Below are 20,957 nucleotides of genomic sequence, written 5' to 3'. Positions count from 1 at the left end.
GAGCATCGAGGAGTGAGCGCTGAGGTATGAGGCAGGAGATAAGAGGTAGTTAATTTTTGGTGCGGATTGCCAGAGGTTGTAAGGGAGGCAATTCATTGGTGCTCTGGTTTAGATAAAAATAGGCCATGGCGGCTACATCATCTATGCGATAGAAATTGACCCAGCCTTCTGGTAAAGCTGTATCTGTAAGATCAGCTATACTGTCCGCATGATACAGATGAATGAAAGCAGGAGCATGGTGTAGCGTGATGGGGATCAGGGGCAACTTTTTATTTAACAATGATTGTACTTTTTCTTTGGAATTGCCTCCGATCTGTTGGATATCCACTTTAATATCCTGATGAAAAAAGACCGGATCGGGGATATGATATCTATAAAAAGCCCAATGCCGCAAACTGTCATCGCCAACCAGACAACCCGAATACTTATTTTGAAAGACTCCCTGACCCCAGGCTGTACTGATATAATCCTCGGTCCCTGTGCCCACTATAGTAGGGTCACTGATATCCCCATCCAGGTACATTTTGACCTCACCTTCTCCCCACCAGGCATCTTCGTAGATCGGATTGTCGATGACGCTGATATTGGTGCCCAGATATCTGCCTCGACCCCGGATCTTTGGCAATATCTCAAAGTCATGAGCCAGGATGGTTGCTGTATCTCTATGCCAGTAGCCATGAAAATATAAATTGTCGGGATCCCATCGATCCATAGCCTGCATATCTATATCATAAAAGATCATATCGAGATCCTTGTCGGTGTCGTTTATGATTTCTATTCTTGCTCCAACCTTAAAAGGCATGGAAATAAACGATACAAAAGATCTCCCTTCTCCGGAAGAAAACAACTCGTTTTCAAAGGCAAGTCTTCGCTCGAATCCCTGGCCAAAAAAATCTCCTATGGGGGCTGACACAGCAGGCTTTTCTGCACCATCCCAATACATATTGATCACCAGGCCACGAAGCATATAAGCTGAACGATCATTTATGGTAAGCCAGATCCGCCGGATGATCCCGGTACCTTTATAATTCATCAGGTCGACTGAGGTGTGCGCCGGTATGTCATCACAAGGGTGGCCTTTGGCACCATTATTTTCTTTTGCACCTGCTCCAGGCTGGCCAGTCGGATTTTCGAAAGAGAACCATCGGGTGGCGCTGTGTTCGTCATACTGATAGATGGGATGGCTCTGGTTGCTATTGTGGTCATGTATACCACAAGCCATCAAAACTAAAAGGAGGGAGGATAAAAATGATTTCATATACTTCAGCAATATGAACCCGAAAATACTCTATAACCTTAAATAATGGGTAAAGAAGCATGGAGTGGGTTTTGGCAAATGCATAAAACTTCAGGTCCGGCTGGCAGCAAATTGATTACAACCATAGTACATTTTGTCATACCTGTGGACCAGACAACTGCCTATTAGGACTCAGCGATTTGAACCTGCAGGTATCAACGCAAAAGCCATCGAATCGACACTACAATTGACAGCGGTAAGTGAAACAATTATTCCCACTGAAATGGGTTGTAGGCTCTGATTTTAGTTTTCTTTTTTGGGTCGTAAATAGTGCCGGTGACATGACTGGTGGCTAGTTCTGATTCGGGCATTGCACGGGCCCCTGCTGCCCTGGTCGTATTGATCGGGTGCAGGACTGGCAAAAACTCATCGGCCTGGACTCCATCTATCAGGGTGTCCCAGTCAAAAGCCATGCCGATATCCCACTTGCCACTGGCTCTATAATTGATATGACTATTGATTCCGGGGATATCACGGCTGGCAGCCGCAAAATTATACCTGTCCGTTTCTGGTAAAAAAGCCCTCGGTATATCATATAGCGCAGTGAGATATCGTATCAGCACCGTCAGACTTTCTACCTGCACGGGCGTATGCGCCGCAAAATATTTTTTCTCTCTGAACGGCAGATCTAACTCTACGTAAGCATCCGTGTCATCGAGGCTGCAGTAGATGTCGGCCGGATTTTCTTTGCCATTGATCTTTTGTCTTGAATATGCAGTCTCCAGCATACCGTCCCTTAGCGTCAGCCAACCATAATTGGATAGTTCGATGGCAATGGATTGTTTGTCATATATTTTACCGGGGTTGCCGGAGGTCATGCCCAAATGATGGGACCAATATTTGGTGTAAAAAAATTGATAAATGGTGCCATCGCGGGCTATGACAAAAGGCACCGAGACATGATAGTGATCCATAGAGAGTTGGCCCATATCCCCTCTAAGATTGCCGGCAGTAAAATGGATGACTACTCTTTTTTTAGGATGAAGATCCGTATAATAATAGTCCGCGGTGGGTGGTTTATAAAACAAACCTTGCACTCTTTCTATGCCCTTAGAATAGTCAAATGGGATGAGTTTGGGCTTATTCTGCATTTTAAAATCAGACTCAATGCCTGGGAGTTTTGAATATCGATTGCTCATAATTTGAATATTAATTGAAAATAAAAAGAATTTAAGTGAACGACTCACGTTCTCAATATTTCGAAGCCATTAAATATAAGTGTAACGACAGGATTTTTTGTCCCACTTTAAGTTAAGGTTGATTTTTCTTGATCATATGAATCATCAGATCATAACTATTTAATCAGTCAGCATTGGATAAATATATTTGCTGAATCTTATGGACCAAATCAGGTTAAAGCCAGGCACTTTCTGACCATCGATGGCCTATATCTTTTTCTTTAAAGCCAGCATCTCATCCCTGAGCTGGGCTGCCGTGATGAAGTCCAGGTCTTTAGCGGCAGCTTTCATTTTCTTCTCTGTTTCAGCTATCAATTTTTCTATTTGATCCCGACCAAGATATTCAACCACAGGGTCTGCTGCCATCAGTCCACGATCTTCGGGCTCGATATAGGCTTTGGGGACTGCCCGGAAATCCAGGATAGATCGTTGTGACATGATCTCTTCTTTGGATTTGGCGAGCGTGCGTGGAAGAATATTATTCTCTTCGTTATAGGCTATTTGTTTGGCACGCCTTCGTTCAGTCTCGTCGATGGTACGCTGCATGGAATCTGTGATTTTATCTGCATAAAATATGACGCGACCATTGATATTACGAGCAGCACGACCTGCGGTTTGAGTCAGTGATCGCGCATTCCGTAAAAACCCCTCTTTGTCTGCATCGAGGATAGCTACCAGGGATACTTCAGGCAGATCGAGCCCTTCCCGCAATAAATTGACCCCCACCAGGACATCAAAATTGCCCAGTCGCAAATCTCGCAGGATCTCTACCCTATCCATGGTCAGCACTTCTGAGTGAATATACTTAGCATTGATATTGAGTCGTGCCAGGTATTTGCTGAGTTCTTCTGCCATGCGTTTGGTCAGTGTGGTAATCAGGGTCCTTTCCCCCAGTTTGATTCTTTTGCCGATTTCATCCATCAGGTCATCAATTTGATTGAGACTAGGCCTGACCTCAATCGGAGGATCAAGTAAACCTGTAGGTCTCACGATCTGCTCTACGACGGAGCCCATGGTCTGCTCCAGTTCAAAATCGCCGGGGGTAGCACTGACATAGATAACTTGATTGACGAGGCCTTCAAATTCATCAAAATTGAGAGGTCGGTTATCAATAGCAGATGGGAGTCGGAAGCCAAAATTGACCAGATTGAGTTTGCGAGCACGATCTCCACCCCACATTCCTCTAACCTGGGGAATGGTCGCATGGCTTTCGTCGATCACCATCAGATAATCTTCGGGAAAATAATCCAGGAGGCAAAATGGCCTGGTGCCCTGAGGCCTGCCATCAAAAAACCGTGAATAGTTTTCCACCCCACTGCAATAACCCAGCTCGCGGATCATTTCAAGGTCGAAATTGACACGTTCATGGATGCGTTTAGCTTCCTGGTATCTGCCTTCAGCCTGGAAAAACTTTTCATGTTCGTGGAGTTCGTCTTCGATTTCACGAATAATGTATTTGAGTCGCTCGCGGGGAGCGACATATAGATTGGCGGGAAAAATGGCTGCATTGTCCATGGCCTCTATCCGTTTGCCGGTCTCGAGTTCGATCTGTTCGATAGATTCGATTTCATCCCCAAAAAAGATGACCCGATACCCATAATCCACATAAGGAAGGCTGATATCGACCGTATCACCACGCACTCTAAACTTACCTCGTTTAAAGTCTATGTCTGCACGGGAATAAAGGCTTTCTACGAGGGAATGCAAAAAAGAATTTCGCGAGATGCGTTTACCTTTCTCTATTCGGATGATACCTCCTTTATAATCCTCAGGATTGCCCATACCGTAAATACAGGAAACGGATGCTACCAATACGATATCCCGCCTACCGGAGAGCAAGGTGGAAGTAGCTCTCAACCTCAGTTTGTCTATCTCTTCATTGACACTGAGGTCTTTCTCGATAAAAGTATCGGTGACACTGATATAGGCTTCCGGTTGGTAATAATCATAATAGGATACGAAGTATTCTACTGCATTGTCGGGGAAAAAATCTTTAAACTCTCCATACAATTGGGCAGTCAGGGTCTTGTTGTGTGAAAGTATAAGGGTAGGTTTTTGGATCTCCTGGATTACATTGGCTATAGTAAAAGTTTTGCCGCTACCGGTGACACCCAGTAGTACCTGAGCTCTTTCGTTTTCTTTGACGCCGCGCACCAGTTGTCGGATTGCTTCTGGCTGGTCACCGGTGGGGGAATATTTGGAGGTGAGTTTGAATGGCACGGTTGCAAAAATACGAGTTAAATTAAGAAAGCTCAGAGACTCCATATTTACAGAATGTTATCTCACTTTCGACTAACTCTTCCCCTTTTCCTTATCAAAATTCCAGCGTAGGTGGCAATACAAAAAAAAAATCGTTCGGAGCTTAAAATCAACCTCTTAATACTTCAGTCCTTCATTCAGATTAAACAAGGCATAACCTTTTTTTTCTTTGTACCCCGGCACATCGGGTAATTGATTTTGAGCTGCAGATTCTGAACTCGGCGTACTAAACGGCATCTTGCCAGAGGGGTTAAACTTACCAGAGATAATATCTATCACTGCATCCAGCGTGGTACCAAATGTCGCAATCACACCCGGTATATTTTTTTTGGTGCTGTCATTGTATATTTCATCAATCACCCAGGGATTAGTATAGTTGATGGCCAGGATAGTTGGTTTGCCGGAAGCCAGCTGGTTGATATGATCGATATTGACTCCGTTTTTAGATAACGACAGGTAGATGGCAGACCCATCCGCTTCGAATAAGGATTTGGAGCCAGGGGTGATCCAGCAAACAATGACATCGGCTGCGGCAGGCTCCGATACAAACTCTAAAGATGAAGTATTAATCTTTGGCTGATAGATATTGGTGGGGCTGGTGGCACCTCTTTTTTCGAAATAAGATTCAAAATAAACTTTGGTTTTGGGCTTCAAAGGCAGGAGATGGCGATCATTGCGTAGCAATACAATAGATTTACGCATCGCAAGATCTGCTTTAGCCTGAAACGATGCATTTCCAACAATTTTTTCTGCAGCATCTTCGTCGACATATGGATTCTCAAAAAGTCCCAATTTAAATTTTTCTAAAAGCAATAAATAGACTGATTGATCGACATATTTGATATCCACCATGCCACTCTCCACTGTTTGAAGAAACTCTGTCGGGTCTGCAGATCCTGAATATAGATTGATCCCATTCTCCAAAGATTTTTTATACCGTTCTCTGATGCTTAAGTTTTCGACACCCCATGGCATCATCTCAATCGGTCCCGTATCAGAATTGATAATCCCTTTGAATCCGAGTTGTTTTTTTAAAAGATCCTGGATAATTCCCTTATTGTATGCATAAGCAACCCGCTCATAAGGAGTATGTACGGGAATGGAATAATAAGGCATGATGGCCGAAGTACCTGCCTTGATAGCAGCTTTAAATGGTATCAGATTATTCTGCAGCATACCACCAATAAAACTTTCGTTTTTACCCCAATCAAAGTGTGCGTCCTGGCCTCCTTCAGCTGCGCCGCCACCCGGAAAATGTTTGGTGGTCAAGGCAACCGAAGTCGCTCCTAATTTTTTGCCCTGAAATCCGCAGACTACCTCTGTCATCATTTTGGCGACCCATTTTGAATCTTCTCCAAAGGTACCTTCTACCCGCTGCCATCTGGGCTCCGTAGCCAGGTCAGCCATATACATATACCCTTTGCGCAAACCTACTGCAGCCCATTCTTGTCGGGCAATATCTGCAAATTCTCTGACAAGGGGCAGATCATGCATGGCAGAAAGCCCAAGCTCTCCAGGCCAGGTAGAAAACACTGTGGTGCCAACACTCAACCCTATGGAGGCGTCTTTGGTGATGTGGTTGCGTGGATTTGAAGCAATGATGGCCGGAATCCCAAGACCATCAGACTCACAGAGTGCCTGGATTTTATTCGCCCATTCTGCTGTCATACGGGCACTGACATTGGCTCTAAAGATAAAATGGCGCAAATGGGATTGAGTGACCCCTTTGGTCGTCCCGGCTGCCATCGTCATAGGTACAGGGAGTGGTTTTTTAGTAAACATATTCACACTTTGGACCTGATCTTCTTCATTAAAATCACTGGTGATCGGATCCCTGTTGGCTGATGCTCCAAAGGACCCATCATTTTTTAGACGGGCGGTACTGATCAACATAAAACCCACTTTGTCAGAAATACTCATCTTGGTAATAAGGTCTTTTGCCCGGACATCATGAGAAAGTCTCCAATCTTCATATAGGTCTAAAGTTCCATTCTTATTCAAGTCTTTAAAGGTGAACCCATCTTGAGATATCAAGGCGACGGATCGATGACCAAGTATGGGCTGTATAGATACAACTGATTTAGACTGTCCATATAATGACAAATGCATAATCCAAAGGCCGAAAAAGGTTAAGCAAATTTTCATTTATTCAATATTTAATACCAAGGTAGCTATATTCATGGATCAAAAACTTTCAAACCAATTAATCCAGCTCCGACTCTATGTAACCAATCAAAAAAAATAACGGATCAGCGTTGGATTCATGGCATATCCCTCATACATCTAAACCCCACTGTACTACTTCGTTCATACCCCTCGCTGACTTTCAACCACATTTGACGCCAGCTCAAGGGTTGCGGACCACCTTGTACATACCACCAACTGGCAGTCGGTTTAAAATAAGACCCTCCTTTTAAAATAAGGTATCTATAACTGCCGGACTGATATTGATCAGCGGTCATCTGCCAGACTGAGCCAACCAGGTCAGTCAAACCAAACGGATTAGTACCTTTTGGGTATTTACCGACAGGATCCAAAATACCATTACCCGGATTGGCATAAGTAGAATCGAAAGTATCAAATACCGTATGTGTCAGGGTCTCTGTGATAACTTCTGATTGAATTTGCCGGATACCCGCGTCTTCTCCCCAGGGCCATGAATGTAGTCCCGAAGTCTGAGCAGCGTATTGCCACTCTGTCTCCGTGGGCAATCTAGCCCCCTTCCATTTACAATACGCCAAGGCGTCTTCATGACTGACATAGACCACAGGATGCTGCTCTAAACCATTTGGTATTTTTCCAAGGACCCAATGCTTTAAAAAATTAGTTTTATCTATTGGCTTATACTTTGACTGATTCAGGAAAACTTCATATTCTGCATTAGTGACGGGATGCTTGTCCATATAGAATGATTTCATCTTCATGTGTTGACCACGACCATTCTCAGGATAAGGAATAAATTCATCACCATGTGTCGTAGTCCATGTAAAACTGTCCGATGGAATCAGTACCATATACTGATCTGCGCCTAAAATACGTGATCGATCCGGCCTGGAAATCAAGTATGGAGAAGCCGGTGGTGATTTAATAATCCTTTCATCGATCAATTGAAGGCTATCAAAGGATTGCACAATAAAATCATCGTCCCAGCCGGGAAATAATTGATGAAGATTTACAGTTAACGCTCCGGCCATAAACCTGGTGGGATTTTTTGAATAATCCGGCTTACCTGCCCAAATCAAAATATGGGAACCTGAGCTTGAAGAAATGGCATAATGATCACCATCAATATGCTTTACCTTCAGCACTGAATCAAATCGGGCGATCACACCCACTGAACCTTCATTGTTAGTGCCCTGATCTTTCAGAGGATAAGGGTCCAGGGAAATGGATAATGATCGCTGATACGGATTGATATTGATTTCTTCATGATTCCACAGATCGACAAAATGACCCTGAACGGGTGTGTCCACATTCATGAGGACTCCACTAAAACCAACTGAATTGGCATTGTATACGGTATAAATATCTTTAGTGATACCAGGCCAAAAATTGATCAACACCCCTTCTTGTTTTGATGGAAAAAGTGGTTGCCAATCCGGAGAAGAAAAGTTGTCACTGTGTTCTCTCAAAATACGCAGAGCTTTACCGAGATATCGATATTGATCATCCAGACCTTCAGGTTGGCCGGGGCGAAATACATTAAACTCAATACCATACCCATTGAATAACGCAGCATGGATCTCCCGGCGAATAGGTTCTTTATATACTTCGGCTACTCTAAAAATGCCAAAGTCAGGTTTGATCAATTTGTTTAAATTCAAAATAGGAGGATAATACAAAGCATTGTGCACTCTACCCGCGACGATAGACTCCATATCTTTTGGAACGGCCATACCTTCGCTATACATGATCACTCCTGGTTTGACTTTATCGACAGCCTCCTGCAATTCTTTACTGCTGGCACCTCGGGTATCGAGAATCACTCCATCCGCGTCCAGATTTTTGACCAGGTCTGCCATACCCCGCAGATGATCTTCTTTCCTGGTGCTTTCATCCCAGGGATTGTAGGAGATAAATATTTTTACTTTTTGCTGATGTGCCTGATCGACCAGGGTGCTTAATCCTTTTATTCCTCCAGGCAGGTCCCGGTACAGGTCCCATTGATTACGCTGATCCATACCCAATGCAGGCCAGGTGGGCCAGATACCTATGATGTCATCACCGCCATATAATAATTTTGCTTTTGCAATAAATTCATTCAACACGTATTTATTCTTTTTCCTGTCATACAATCTATCATCCCAGGCCATGAGGAGGTGTATCATTTTTGATTGTTGGATCCAATGCAGATCAGTACGGTGGTACATCGAATCATCAAATGCATCCATATCATATAGTTTCTGCCTTTGAAAACATGTTCGCAAGCCTTCCTGCCAAACGCCTGAAAAAGTATCAACAAAATAATCGTATAATACTGAGCCCTGTGGGTACAATATAGTCTCGAATCTTTTTCGTTCCGCCCGGTCCCACGATTTTCTTCGGGTCAATGTATACATACTCACTGAGTCATTGATCTTCAAAGAAGCATATCCGAGGTTCCAGACATTGTCCGGTACGATTACATTAACCGGATTATAACCAGGGACAAACAAATGGGTGCGGGACAATGGATGATCGCCGAGCCCGGTGATATAGACATGATCCATTTGAGCAGCCAGGGGGAGTATATTTTTCAGACTCAAAGTATCTTTCGAAATATTGGTCATAACTATGGAATAATGATGGCCGGATGCTGACCATTTTACCTCTAATTGGCCTGGTAAATTATCCGATTCGTAATATGCATCATTCAAGATTAAGGAAAACAATGGTCTATCGGTCATGCTGTAAGATTGACCATTCAACTGGATACCTTTGAATTTTAAATCTTTAGCATCGGCCCGGACTTGTGCGTGCATGGAAATAGCCAGTATACACCCAATGAATAAAAACTCAAATCGCATAATCATTAAAGATAATAAGTTATCATCTATCTCCATCAGCAGCAAAAGCAGAGTATGCCTAATGTTTCACCGCGGACTTATTGATAGTGATGGGCCAGCCTTCAAATTCATCGGTCTCCTTCTGGACAGCGCCTTTAAACCTGGGCCAACAATGGAGCGTAATGTCTCTCGAAATGGTATCAAACTCCACCAAGCCAAAACCTGTAGTGCGATTGTAGAATACGGCAGGTTCTTTATTGGTTTCGTAAGGATTGGCTACAGCATGAACTGTAATTTTATTTCCAAATCCATCTTCAAAATTGCCGGTATAGCTGGGCTTGCCAGGCAAGGATTGATGTTGTTCATCTACCGGCGGCCACCATCTTCTCGGCCAGATATTGCACAGCGCCGGGACGGCGAAACAAAAGACACTGTCATTGTATTCCTCTACTCCATATTGTACGATAGACGGCAGATGCTGGTCGCCTACTATATGAAGGTCAATGTTTTTGCCCAATAATTTTAAAGCTTCATTTCTTCTATTATGCGGCCATCCATTACTGTCCATATCCCGGGTAGGTGCATCTCCTTTTACATATTCACCTTTTTGAGGTATAGGCAGATCTGGGGTAATCTGATCATTTAATGCACCCAGGGGCAAGGTTTGCAGACAACAGAAAGGGGTCGCTGAAAGCATCACTTTGATCGGATATTCCGTCCTGTTGTTTTTACTCCAATGGTCTAAAAAAAATAATTGTCGTTCTCCCAATAGCTGGGATTGAAGGTCTTTAATTTTTGAGAGGTCAAAATCAGGGTTAGCAGCATATCCATTCCAGACTTTTGCTTCCTCTGGCAAGATATCTTTCGGGGGAGATTTAAATTTTCGGTCTTCAATGATACCAAAACTTATGCCTGCATAGTCCCACTCTGTATAATAGACTTGAATACCCTGTAGGATTGGAGTGGGATCAAAAGCATCAGGCATATGACTGGTCTGGGTGAGTTGCGCCATATTGACCCATTCAGGCAGCATTTTATATCCACCGGTATCCTGGGCATCAGAACCATCAAATAAAGGCCTGGTAGCCCTACCTCCGGCTCCCCATATATTTCCATGGTACATGTCATGATCGTCCGGCAAGGCGACCATGGGGATATTCCGAAATAACGCACGATAGCTCCAGCCAAACATGATCCACTTTCGTAAATAATCGAGACAAGCCTTGTCTAAAGGATTCATTTGAGTTCCAAAACCACCATTTGCTTCATAAAATTGGTCGCCAAGAAAAAATACCATGTCTGCATTTTGCGCGGAGGCGACATCTACCACTTCATTATCCGGAAAACCATAGTCCCAATTACAACTAAAAGCCAGCGCTCTGATATTTGACTTATGAATTGGTTCTGCAGCGATAGTTCCTTCATAGCTATATTCCTTATGTTGACCGTTTTTCAATGGCAAGGAGCAGGATATTTTATACTTAACAGCTTTTGTGGAATCCCAACCCACAATTCTAAAATTGGCAATCCTGGCCAAAGGGTGAATCTGAGACTTTGCAATTTGCTCCCAGGTATGATCCTTTTGGATAAATAAATTAACCTGGGTTCCCGGAATATCTATCGGTGAAAGTTGCGCAGTAAGTTTCAGTATGCCGGCATGCAAAGTGTATTGAGCAAAATAGACAGCACCAAAAACCTGTTGAGGAAAATAATTAAGCTTTTCGCCTTTTACAACAAGATTGCTGATGGCGACGGATGGTTGTGCAGCGTACTCTGTAATCGCTTTCTGGTGACTGATGATGGCAATATTGCCCTGCAAGGTGCCCACATCCACTAAAGGTGCACTCCAGGTCGCAAGAGTATGATGAATCCGGTCAGTAGCTTTTAGTTTGACCGTATACTGGCCAGATGCATGGGGAGTTACAGCCATGGATAAGTTTATGGTGCCGGTCATTTTAGATTCGTCAATTTTTTTTCCACCTACGGATTTTCCAATAAACAAATATCCATTGCGTGATATTCCTATATCTACACCGGTCCCAGTCATGATGGCAGAGCGATAATCTTTATGCCGACCTTGAGCACCGATTCTAAAACCAATATAATTTTCCTCAGGTACGACCGTATAAGATTGGTGCAGAAATCTCAAGGACATGGCAGCCTTAAATGAATTTGTCTTCTCAGAAAGCTGATGGGTAAGAATATGAACAGATCTGTCTGGGGCATGAACCAGGCATCGTAACTCGCCGTCTTTGATGCACCAGTCCTGCAGCCGCTGTGTCCACAGATCTTCGCCGGTCCAGGGCATATCCGGATATAGATGCCATTTGCTTTTAAAACGGGTAGCAGCATCAGTATCCAGCTCATCTATAGCATGGTTCATTTCTGATTTGACATTCAAAAATGATTTAGTACTTGCAGCACCAATAAATAATGACCTGATGATATCTCTGCGACGCATGTTTTGATTACATAAAATTATTTCATCTGAAGTATTACCTCATTTACAAATTGCCATGCCGGCTCATTGGCTTTGGAATCCCGGTGCTCCTTTTTCACAATGGCATCAAGCTTCTTCAAGATCTGCTGATGGTCTTTGGCCAAATTCTTCGTCTCACCTAAATCAGATTGGAGATGGTACAACTCCCAGGGAGCAGCTGGATTTTTTTTCAAGTTAGATTTCACACCCTTCCAATCTCCCAAACGTATAGCGATCTGCCCCCCTTTCTCAGGATATTCAAAATATAAATATTTATGTTTTTTTTGTTTTTTCTGAAGCAATTCAGGCAAAAAAGATATGCCGTCAATACCAGTCACCTTTTGATGTGTCAGATCTGCTACAGTCGCAAAAAAATCAAATTGTGCAGAAATTAAATCTGAGACAGTCCCCGATTTTATTTTTCCGGGCCACCGGGCAATGAACGGCTCCCTGATCCCTCCTTCATATAAATCCATTTTCAGGCCTCTTAGTCCGGCTACGCTATTAAAAAATTTCGCATCTACTCCCCCATTGAAGGTAGTCCCATTATCACTGCTAAACAGGATGATGGTGTTTTCATCCAATCCAAGTTGTTTGATTTTTTCCATTACCAGCCCTACCTGAGCATCCAAAAAACTGATCATCGCTGCATAAGTAGAGAGTGGGCATTTGGTCGAAGCATAACTTTGTTGCCCATAATATGGCTTTTCCTCAAAGAGTCCAATATATTGTCGTACCCATTCGTCCGGGGCCTGCAAGGATGCATGGGGGATAGTATAAGGCATGTATAAAAAGAAAGGGTGCTCTTTATTCTCTTCTAAAAAGCCAAGAGCCTTTTCTGTCATTTTCGCGGGAGCATATACTTTGCCTTTAAAATATTCAAAGTCTGCGTCCGTAGCAGTCTGGGGATCGAGTTTTCGATGTACATTGATAAATGGCTGATGGAGGGAGTCCCATTTTTCGTTTTCCCAAAGATGGGTGGGATAATAATTGTGTGCTTGTTTTTGATCCAGGTAGCTGTAATAATAATCAAACCCCTGGTTGATGGGAGATCCTTCTGTATTATTCATGCCCAATCCCCATTTCCCTACCAACCCGGTCACGTAACCTTTTTGTTTTAATAATTCTGCTACGGTAAATTCTGATTTGAGTAAAGGCATTTGGCCACGCTCTGCACTATCGGGGAACCCGCCCAGTTCATGATTGCCTCTTATATAGGCATGTCCGCCATGTAAGCCTGTCATCAACATGCAGCGCGCTGGGGCACAGACGGGCGTACCTGAATAATGTTGAGTAAACCGCATACCCTCTGCTGCCATCTGGTCCAGATGCGGCGTCTTTATTTTTTGCTGACCATAACATCCCAACTCTCCCCAGCCCAGATCATCTGCATAGATATAAACAATATTGGGCATGGCAGGCGGATCAAACACTTTTTTATTTTGAGCAGAAATGGAATTCGTTCCCCAACCAAGCAGGCATAAAAAAATAAGTCGGAAGGTTATTTTCATCTTCAACGTTGATCTGCTCATGCTATTTAAAAAATTATTTCATCATCATCACGGCACTCATGGTTTCGATGCCGTCAAAAAAATTTTTCAACCTGATGTTTTCATTCTCCGCATGTTGGTTATTATCATGATTGGCGATCGGCAAAGTAATCGTATTAGCATGGAGATATTTTTCAAAAAGGAATAGCGGAAGACTTCCTCCCAAAGTGGGTTGCAATACCACCTGTTCGCTTGTTGTGTTTTTTACGGCAGCTATTACTTTTTGGGCTATGGGCAATTCCATAGAGGTGCGTTGTGCATTATAACCTTCATGGCGAATCACATAGATCAGTTTGTCATACTTGGTTCGATCTTCCTCCGTGGGCTCATGATCGATCACCTGGTATCCCTGAGCTGTTATATGGTCTATGACTTTTTGCTGCTGACGCTGCCAGTCATTGCCCAGGACTAATCTCAGGTCGAGGACCGCCGTTGCATAGGTAGGTATCTGATTTGAAGCTAGCTTTCCCACATTGCCGCTGGCCATACCATTGATATTGAGTGAAGGCAGATTAATACTGGCGGTGAGCGTTGAACCTGACATCTCAGTAGATTTGAGGCCAAGTTCTTTTTTCATTTGTTCATCGACGGAGGGAACCTCCATCATAGCTTTTTTCTCCGAAGCAGTGAGCGCTTGCACATCATCATAAAATCCCTTGATGGTGACATGGCCCTGATCGTCTTTCATCGATGCAAGGAGTTGGGCGAGCATCATTGCAGGATTGGGAGCCCAATTGCCATAGTGACCACTGTGAAGCGGACGCTTAGAGGCAAATACCGTCAACCCCAAACCAGTATCCCCTCGTACACCAAAGACGATCTGCTTTTTGCCGGATTGATGCACCGGCCCATCACATATGAGCCATAGATCTGATTTTAATAAAGGAGCATATTTTTCCAGTATTTCATTGAGGTGAGTAGAACCAGCTTCTTCTTCGCCTTCAAAGAAAAAACGAATATTACAGGTCGGATACAAACCGCTTTTAATAATGGCATGGTAGGCTTCCAGAATGACCATCACGCCTGCTTTGTCATCAGAGGCACTGCGGCCATAGATACGCCATTCCTTATTGTAATGATTATCCGATGGAAAGGGAATATTCGATCCGCCCTGATCTAATGCTCCGGTAAACAATTTTGGAGTAAACGGTTCTAAGCCCTGGGCCCATTGAGCAGGATTGACAGGCTGACCATCATAGTGTGCATAAAAAATGATGGTCTGAGATGCTCCAGGCACATTGACTTCCCCATATACTACCGGAGGTACCTTATCGGTGACCCCAGAGAGTAATTGTACATTTTGAATACCCCGATCCCGCATCATGCTAGAGATAAATTCGGCATTTTTAGTAATGTTCTGCGGATCCCTGGCAAGATTAGGCAATGCTAAAAAAGTGGAGAACTCAGAGATTATTTTATTGGCGTTTTGCTGATGATATTTTCTAATGGTGAGTATATCAGCAGATTGGGCCAACGACCACATCTGAGCAAAAAAAATAAACAATATGGTATAAACCCTTCTGGTCATAGTAACGCGATTGAGTGTAAGCAAAAGTATAAAGATATCCAGTATGAGCCTACTACCGATTATTCAAAGCGGATCTAAATCGTTGAATTATTTTCTCTAAATTATCCAGGATGATGGGTAGCTTCATTTTGCCAAAGCAATACGGTAATAGTCAGTTAATGTATTTAATTCAATATATAACAAGGTTCTCTTCATGGGATTACACACTGTTTCAAAATAATTGTAGCTATATCATATAATTATAATTAACTTTGCAGCACTTATAGTTTTTACACTCTCTGTTTGTGTAGTTCACCCCTTCCCAAATTGTGATGTTTTAACCTAAGGCGGATAATGTACCGACTTTCAACATTTCGGTAGCCTTATCACATTTATTTAATCAAAACATATTTAACTAGTGTCATTTAACAATTTGCCGCTTATAGAGCCGTTATTAAAGGCTTTAAGCAAAGAAGGGTATACTACCCCTACACCTATCCAATTACAAGCCATCCCCGTAATCTTAGAAAGAAGAGATCTACTTGGATGCGCTCAGACCGGCACCGGAAAGACTGCCGCTTTTACTATCCCGATATTGCAGCATATGCATCTTTCATTACAAAAAGAATATCGACTTCGTACATTGATCTTAACTCCTACCCGTGAGCTCGCCATACAGATCGGCGAAAGCATAGAAGCTTATGGCCACTTTCTCAATCTCAAACATAAAGTTGTATTCGGAGGAGTATCCCAGCACGGCCAGGTCCAAGCGGTCAAAAGTGGGTTAGACATTATCGTCGCTACTCCTGGCAGGCTATTAGATCTTATTCAACAAAAAGTAATTTCACTCAACGATATAGAATACTTCGTATTGGATGAAGCTCATCGAATGTTGGACATGGGATTTATACATGATGTCAAACGCATCATAGCCAAATTACCACATAGAAGACAAAACCTATTTTTCTCTGCAACGATGCCTCCTGAGATCACACGACTGGCTGATATGCTGTTAGACGATCCTGTGCGCGTAGAGGTGACTCCTTCTGCTACCACGGTAGAGATCATACAACAATCAGTGTATTTTGTCGAGAAACCATACAAACTGCCGTTACTGATTCACCTGTTGAAAAACAGTGACCTGGAATCGATCCTGATATTTACACAAATGAAGCATGCAGCCGACAAGCTGGCTCGCAGTCTAAGTCAGGCCGGAATCCGCACTGAAGCTATCCATGGCAATAAATCTCAAAATGCGAGACAAGCCGCATTAAAAAGTTTTAAAAATAAAGGTACGCGGGTACTGGTAGCGACCGACATCGCAGCGCGTGGTATCGACATCGACGAACTGACCCATGTACTCAATTTTGAATTGCCAAATACACCTGAAACCTATGTACATCGAATCGGCCGTACAGGAAGAGCAGGAGCCGGAGGCAATGCTTTATCTTTCTGCGATAGAAGCGAAAGAGTACTGTTGTCAGACATTCAAAAATTGATCAAAAAAACGATCCCTGTGGTCAAAGGACATATTTTTGATGGCTATGGAGCTGGTGTGTCTGAACAAACCAATCCTACACCGACTGTAAAACTTAAATCTGCCGGCAAAGGCAGACGATTTAGTCGAGCATTTGCAGCCCGATAATATAAATATACCTCAGACTATTTATCACATTGATATAGAACTCAGGGGTTAAAGTAAAAACTATTAAGAGCTAAAATCCTTTCGTTCAAGGGAAGGATTTTATTTTTAAAACTTATTTATTGATCGAAAACTAATTATTAAAGGTTCAATTTTTATATTTTAGTAATCCAAAATATTCGTCATTATGATTCAAAAACTTATCATGGCTATTCTGGTAATAGCTTTTATGGCCGCATGTAAAAACTCTACGACTACAGACGCCAATAATTCCAATACTGCTGTAGAGACTCCAGTCGTCAAGACTCACAAATTAATTGCCAAATGGGAAAGTGATTCATTATTTAAAGTGCCAGAGTCTGTCTTATTTGATGCCAATAATCAAGTGCTCTATGTATCCAATATTGAAGGTACAGAACCCTGGGGTGCTGACGGTAAAGGCTCGATAGGCCAACTCGGGTTGGATGGTAAGATCATCAATGCAGAGTGGGTCAAAGGGCTTCAAGCTCCAAAAGGAATGGGCATCTTCAATGGCAAACTATACGTAGCTGATCTTAAAGAAGTGGTGACTATCGATATCGCATCCGGCAAGATCGAAAACAGATTTAAGGTCCCGGGGGCTGTCGGTTTGAATGATATATCGATAGATGCAACCGGAGTGATTTATGTCACCGACTCGCAAGGAAAAAGATTATACCGGATTGAAAGTAATTCTGCATCAATCATACTCGATTCGCTCGCTGGTCCCAATGGAGTTCTTGTCAACGGCTCAAATCTTTACATTCTGAATGCAGGAGGCTTCTACAAGATATCTAAAAGTGGTGGCCTGGGGCTCATCGCTGATGGCATGGAAGGTGGTACCGATGGTGTTGAAAATGTAAAAGGCGATGAATTTATAGTATCTTGTTGGGCTGGTGCTGTATGGTATATCAATGATGATGGTCGCAAAGAATTGCTGTATGATGGAAAATCAATCGGCAAAAACACTGCAGATATTGGGTTTGATCCCGCTACCAGGACCGTGTATGTCCCTACATTTTGGAAGAATACGGTGATGGCATTTGAAGTAGCCGAGAATTAAAGAAATATCTAAACAAACTGTATATAACGGATCCGGGGTAAACCTTGGTCCGTTTTTTTTTGTCCAAAACCCGAAAAAAATTATTGCTCATTTTAAGGTGGAACCTACCAAGCGCTTAAAATCAAAGTAAATTAAAAGGGCAATTTGTCCACTAAGTGATCACATACTACGATATAACTATTGATTTAAATAGTATAAACAGTCCTACAAAATTAAATACAACTTTTTTGGAATAAACCCCCAACCATTACAACGTACTCACCACACTACACAACTCCACCCTCGGCATATGTTCTTCCACCAGTCCCGTAGGATGCGCCTCTGTACAGGGGATATACGTGTACTGTTCATTCGTCGCATTGTAGTGGATCTCTACTTTCTGGCCTTCTACCTGGAGGCTTGGCGAGAGAAAGCTGGGATAGACCCGATTGCTATTATTGATGCTCCAGGCTACCTCGAGGTAATAAAAAAAATCGGTGCCGGCTACATTGAGCATCTGCCTTTTGACCACGGCTTTGGTTACACTGGAACAAGCCGCTGACTGCGGCGTGGTGATATCAGCGAGTTCTGATTTGGAACAACCAAAGGTCAGGATGAGGGCGACAAACAGGAGATTTTTCATGCAGCAGATTTTAAAGCTTTCCAAATATAAACGAAATTAGGGACCAGGAGGTTGCTTTATTTATTTTGGGTAAGCCAAAGGTGCTTTTTCTCCCTTCTGGGTCGGGGTAATAGGTATTTTAGGACAAGTCAGCCGCCTCATTGTCTTTTGGGGAATAAGAAAAATTTACCTTTTGCCACTGCGCAAAGTAGGAGGAGGCCTTGGAGTCACAGCCAGCTAGCGACCGCACTTTATTCAAGTAACACTTCGTGGCCGCCAGTTGTCTGATGCTAAAATCTTAATGATGCTTAGTGCTCCTTATTGGTTAAAAAACCATTCCCCTATTTAACCTCTATCGGTTTCCCCCCATTCACACCTCCTATGGGTATATTGGTTGGAAACTGGGGAGCTACCGCAGGAGCTGATTCTACCCGGTAGACATAATATTTAGTATCTCCCTGCCAGGGAAATTTGAAGTATTTTTCTTTGTAATACAGTTCCAGACGCTCGCCGGTAGCAGAAGCTTTGAGGATCTGATCAGCGACCTCTTTATTTTGTACAGAAAATGCCCAGACATTGGGGGTCATGGTCCCCAGGTTGTTGGTAGACGGCATCATCATCAGGTTGAGCTCGCCTTCGTGGGTCTTGAAGATCACTCCTTTTTTGCTGAGTTTAATGACCTGGCCGGCTCGCATGCCTTCGCTAAAAGGCACAAATGTAAAGAAGGAACCAACAGCTGCTGCCAATACGAATAGGACGATCAGGGTGCGGATAACATATTTTTTTAATGTCTTCATCTAGTGATTTTAAAGTATACTTGTGATAACAATACTGGGATCAAATTTAGTTCAATTTTAACAATGTACAGTCGGCATTCTTTAGAAGACACCATCGTGGCATTAGCTACTGCTCCAGGCCTCGCCGCGATCGCAGTGATCCGTATCTCCGGAGATCAGGCATTTGAGATTGTAGAGGAGTGTTTTGAAGGCAGATCAATACAGGACTTGGACAGCCATACAGTCCACTTGGGATATATCCGGAGCGCAGAAGAGCAGGTGATCGATCAGGTATTGATCACCCTATTTAAAGGGCCTCACTCTTACACAGGCGAAAATACCATAGAGATCAGTTGTCATGGTTCTTCATATATCCAAAGTGCCATCATCGATAGATTGGTGGCCCTCGGCGCCAGGCCGGCAGGCCGGGGAGAGTTTACTTTCAGGGCTTTTTACCATGGCAAGCTGGATATGACCCAGGCCGAAGGGGTGGCTGATCTGATCGCTGCGGAATCCAAAGCTGAAGCAACGGTCGCCCTCCATCATCTCAAAGGGGGTATATCCGCGGAGATCGCCGCGCTTAGGGATCAGCTCGTACATTTCGCTAGCATGCTGGAGTTGGAACTGGATTTTGGAGAGGAAGAGGTGGAGTTTGCAGATCGTCAGCAGTTGACCCAGCTTCTGGATACGGCCAATGCCCGCATTCAAATATTATTGGACTCTTTCAAATTGGGCAATGCCATCAAACAAGGCATCACTACCGTCATCGCTGGCAGGCCCAATGCAGGCAAAAGCACCCTGCTCAATGCCCTGCTACAGGAAGAGCGCGCCATCGTATCCGATATACCCGGCACCACCCGAGACACGATAGAGGAAGTACTCCATATCGAAGGCATCCCCTTCCGTCTAGTCGATACAGCCGGCATCCGCGAGGCCAAAGATCAGATCGAAGCCATCGGCGTATCCCGCACCCACGAAAAAATCCGCCAATCCTCTATACTATTATATGTGTTCGATGTGACCGAGATGCGACCCGCCGAAGTAGAGGCTGATATCTACAGACTTATGCATGCCGACCTCGAAGTCATCCTGGTACCCAACAAAATGGATCTCAATCCCTATACCCTGCCGGAAGACTATATCATGCCTGGCATCACGCGCGCGGACATCATCCCCACCTCCGCCAAAAACCAGATGAATATCATCTATCTCAAAGAAAGAATCCTCCAGACCATCCACTCTGACCATGCCTTGCTCGCTCAAAACATTGTGAGCAATTCCCGTCACGTAGACAGCCTGGTCAAAGTACAGGAGCACCTCGCGCGCGCACGCACGCAGGTGACCAATCTATCAGGACATGAACTGATCGCGATGGATATCAGGCAGGCCTTGCATTATCTCGGCGAGATCACCGGGGAGGTGACGACGGATGAATTGTTGGAGAGTATATTTGGGAGGTTTTGTATCGGAAAGTAATTTCACACTCAATTGTACTTATAATTCACACCATTATCCAAATTCTAACCATTTTTCACAAAACATAACTACTAATCATGAAAAATAGCCCAAGGTGGTCCAATTATCTAAAAACTAACTCAGGTC

The 20,957-nt window shown here is 43.5% G+C and carries 13 protein-coding genes; 3 read left to right on the top strand and 10 right to left on the bottom strand.

Annotated features, from left to right (window positions below):
- Positions 1-49: 49 nt before the first annotated feature.
- The 8 genes from IPJ09_18175 to IPJ09_18140 form a co-directional block, all read right to left on the bottom strand.
- Positions 50-1,258, bottom strand: coding sequence for a DUF2961 domain-containing protein (locus IPJ09_18175; protein MBK7373324.1), 1,209 nt, complete (start codon positions 1,256-1,258; stop codon positions 50-52).
- Between the two features lie 248 nt (positions 1,259-1,506).
- Positions 1,507-2,436 (bottom strand): N-acetylmuramoyl-L-alanine amidase, encoded by a 930-nt coding sequence (locus tag IPJ09_18170; protein ID MBK7373323.1) that lies wholly within the window; start codon positions 2,434-2,436, stop codon positions 1,507-1,509.
- A gap of 246 nt (positions 2,437-2,682) precedes the next feature.
- Positions 2,683-4,740 (bottom strand): excinuclease ABC subunit UvrB, encoded by a 2,058-nt coding sequence (uvrB, locus tag IPJ09_18165; GenBank protein ID MBK7373322.1) that lies wholly within the window; start codon positions 4,738-4,740, stop codon positions 2,683-2,685.
- A gap of 111 nt (positions 4,741-4,851) precedes the next feature.
- Positions 4,852-6,879 (bottom strand): glycoside hydrolase family 3 C-terminal domain-containing protein, encoded by a 2,028-nt coding sequence (locus tag IPJ09_18160; GenBank protein ID MBK7373321.1) that lies wholly within the window; start codon positions 6,877-6,879, stop codon positions 4,852-4,854.
- Between the two features lie 116 nt (positions 6,880-6,995).
- Positions 6,996-9,776 (bottom strand): formylglycine-generating enzyme family protein, encoded by a 2,781-nt coding sequence (locus IPJ09_18155; protein ID MBK7373320.1) that lies wholly within the window; start codon positions 9,774-9,776, stop codon positions 6,996-6,998.
- Positions 9,777-9,798: 22 nt separating this feature from the next.
- Entirely contained in the window at positions 9,799-12,180 is a 2,382-nt protein-coding gene (locus tag IPJ09_18150; GenBank protein ID MBK7373319.1) for an alkaline phosphatase D family protein, read from the bottom strand.
- A 17-nt stretch (positions 12,181-12,197) separates the two neighbouring features.
- Positions 12,198-13,709: an arylsulfatase gene (locus tag IPJ09_18145; GenBank protein ID MBK7373318.1), complete on the bottom strand. Its 1,512-nt coding sequence runs from the start codon at positions 13,707-13,709 to the stop codon at positions 12,198-12,200.
- 34 nt (positions 13,710-13,743) lie between these two features.
- Positions 13,744-15,276, bottom strand: a complete 1,533-nt coding sequence (locus tag IPJ09_18140; protein MBK7373317.1) for a M20/M25/M40 family metallo-hydrolase — start codon at positions 15,274-15,276, stop codon at positions 13,744-13,746.
- Between the two features lie 397 nt (positions 15,277-15,673).
- Here IPJ09_18140 and IPJ09_18135 point away from each other — a divergent pair, with 397 nt between their 5' ends.
- The gene (locus IPJ09_18135) at positions 15,674-16,900 is read left to right on the top strand and encodes a DEAD/DEAH box helicase (protein MBK7373316.1); all 1,227 of its coding nucleotides are present in this window, start codon (positions 15,674-15,676) and stop codon (positions 16,898-16,900) included.
- A gap of 226 nt (positions 16,901-17,126) precedes the next feature.
- Positions 17,127-17,978, top strand: coding sequence for an SMP-30/gluconolactonase/LRE family protein (locus IPJ09_18130; GenBank protein MBK7373315.1), 852 nt, complete (start codon positions 17,127-17,129; stop codon positions 17,976-17,978).
- Between the two features lie 247 nt (positions 17,979-18,225).
- On the opposite strand, the gene IPJ09_18125 is transcribed toward IPJ09_18130, so the two are convergent.
- Together IPJ09_18125 and IPJ09_18120 are read right to left on the bottom strand one after the other, a co-directional pair.
- Positions 18,226-18,600, bottom strand: coding sequence for a hypothetical protein (locus IPJ09_18125; GenBank protein ID MBK7373314.1), 375 nt, complete (start codon positions 18,598-18,600; stop codon positions 18,226-18,228).
- A gap of 320 nt (positions 18,601-18,920) precedes the next feature.
- Entirely contained in the window at positions 18,921-19,376 is a 456-nt protein-coding gene (locus IPJ09_18120; protein ID MBK7373313.1) for a hypothetical protein, read from the bottom strand.
- A gap of 63 nt (positions 19,377-19,439) precedes the next feature.
- On the opposite strand from IPJ09_18120, the gene mnmE reads away from it, so the two are divergent.
- Positions 19,440-20,831, top strand: coding sequence for a tRNA uridine-5-carboxymethylaminomethyl(34) synthesis GTPase MnmE (mnmE, locus tag IPJ09_18115; protein MBK7373312.1), 1,392 nt, complete (start codon positions 19,440-19,442; stop codon positions 20,829-20,831).
- The last annotated feature ends 126 nt before the right edge of the window (positions 20,832-20,957 follow it).

Source organism: Saprospiraceae bacterium (genome assembly GCA_016709995.1).
In the GTDB taxonomy this organism is placed as follows: domain Bacteria; phylum Bacteroidota; class Bacteroidia; order Chitinophagales; family Saprospiraceae; genus JADJLQ01.
Note: the sequence above shows the minus strand (reverse complement) of the source record. Positions and strands in the feature narration are given on the sequence as shown.

Excerpts from the sequence above, each read along its gene's own strand:
- uvrB (MBK7373322.1), bottom strand. The coding sequence starts at position 4,740 with ATGGAGTCTCTGAGCTTTCTTAATTTAACTCGTATTTTTGCAACCGTG.
- IPJ09_18130 (MBK7373315.1), top strand. The coding sequence starts at position 17,127 with ATGGCCGCATGTAAAAACTCTACGACTACAGACGCCAATAATTCCAAT.
- IPJ09_18160 (MBK7373321.1), bottom strand. The coding sequence starts at position 6,879 with ATGAAAATTTGCTTAACCTTTTTCGGCCTTTGGATTATGCATTTGTCA.
- IPJ09_18120 (MBK7373313.1), bottom strand. The coding sequence starts at position 19,376 with ATGAAGACATTAAAAAAATATGTTATCCGCACCCTGATCGTCCTATTC.
- IPJ09_18175 (MBK7373324.1), bottom strand. The coding sequence starts at position 1,258 with ATGAAATCATTTTTATCCTCCCTCCTTTTAGTTTTGATGGCTTGTGGT.
- IPJ09_18155 (MBK7373320.1), bottom strand. The coding sequence starts at position 9,776 with ATGGAGATAGATGATAACTTATTATCTTTAATGATTATGCGATTTGAG.
- IPJ09_18145 (MBK7373318.1), bottom strand. The coding sequence starts at position 13,709 with ATGAAAATAACCTTCCGACTTATTTTTTTATGCCTGCTTGGTTGGGGA.
- mnmE (MBK7373312.1), top strand. The coding sequence starts at position 19,440 with ATGTACAGTCGGCATTCTTTAGAAGACACCATCGTGGCATTAGCTACT.
- IPJ09_18125 (MBK7373314.1), bottom strand. The coding sequence starts at position 18,600 with ATGAAAAATCTCCTGTTTGTCGCCCTCATCCTGACCTTTGGTTGTTCC.
- IPJ09_18140 (MBK7373317.1), bottom strand. The coding sequence starts at position 15,276 with ATGACCAGAAGGGTTTATACCATATTGTTTATTTTTTTTGCTCAGATG.
- IPJ09_18150 (MBK7373319.1), bottom strand. The coding sequence starts at position 12,180 with ATGCGTCGCAGAGATATCATCAGGTCATTATTTATTGGTGCTGCAAGT.
- IPJ09_18170 (MBK7373323.1), bottom strand. The coding sequence starts at position 2,436 with ATGAGCAATCGATATTCAAAACTCCCAGGCATTGAGTCTGATTTTAAA.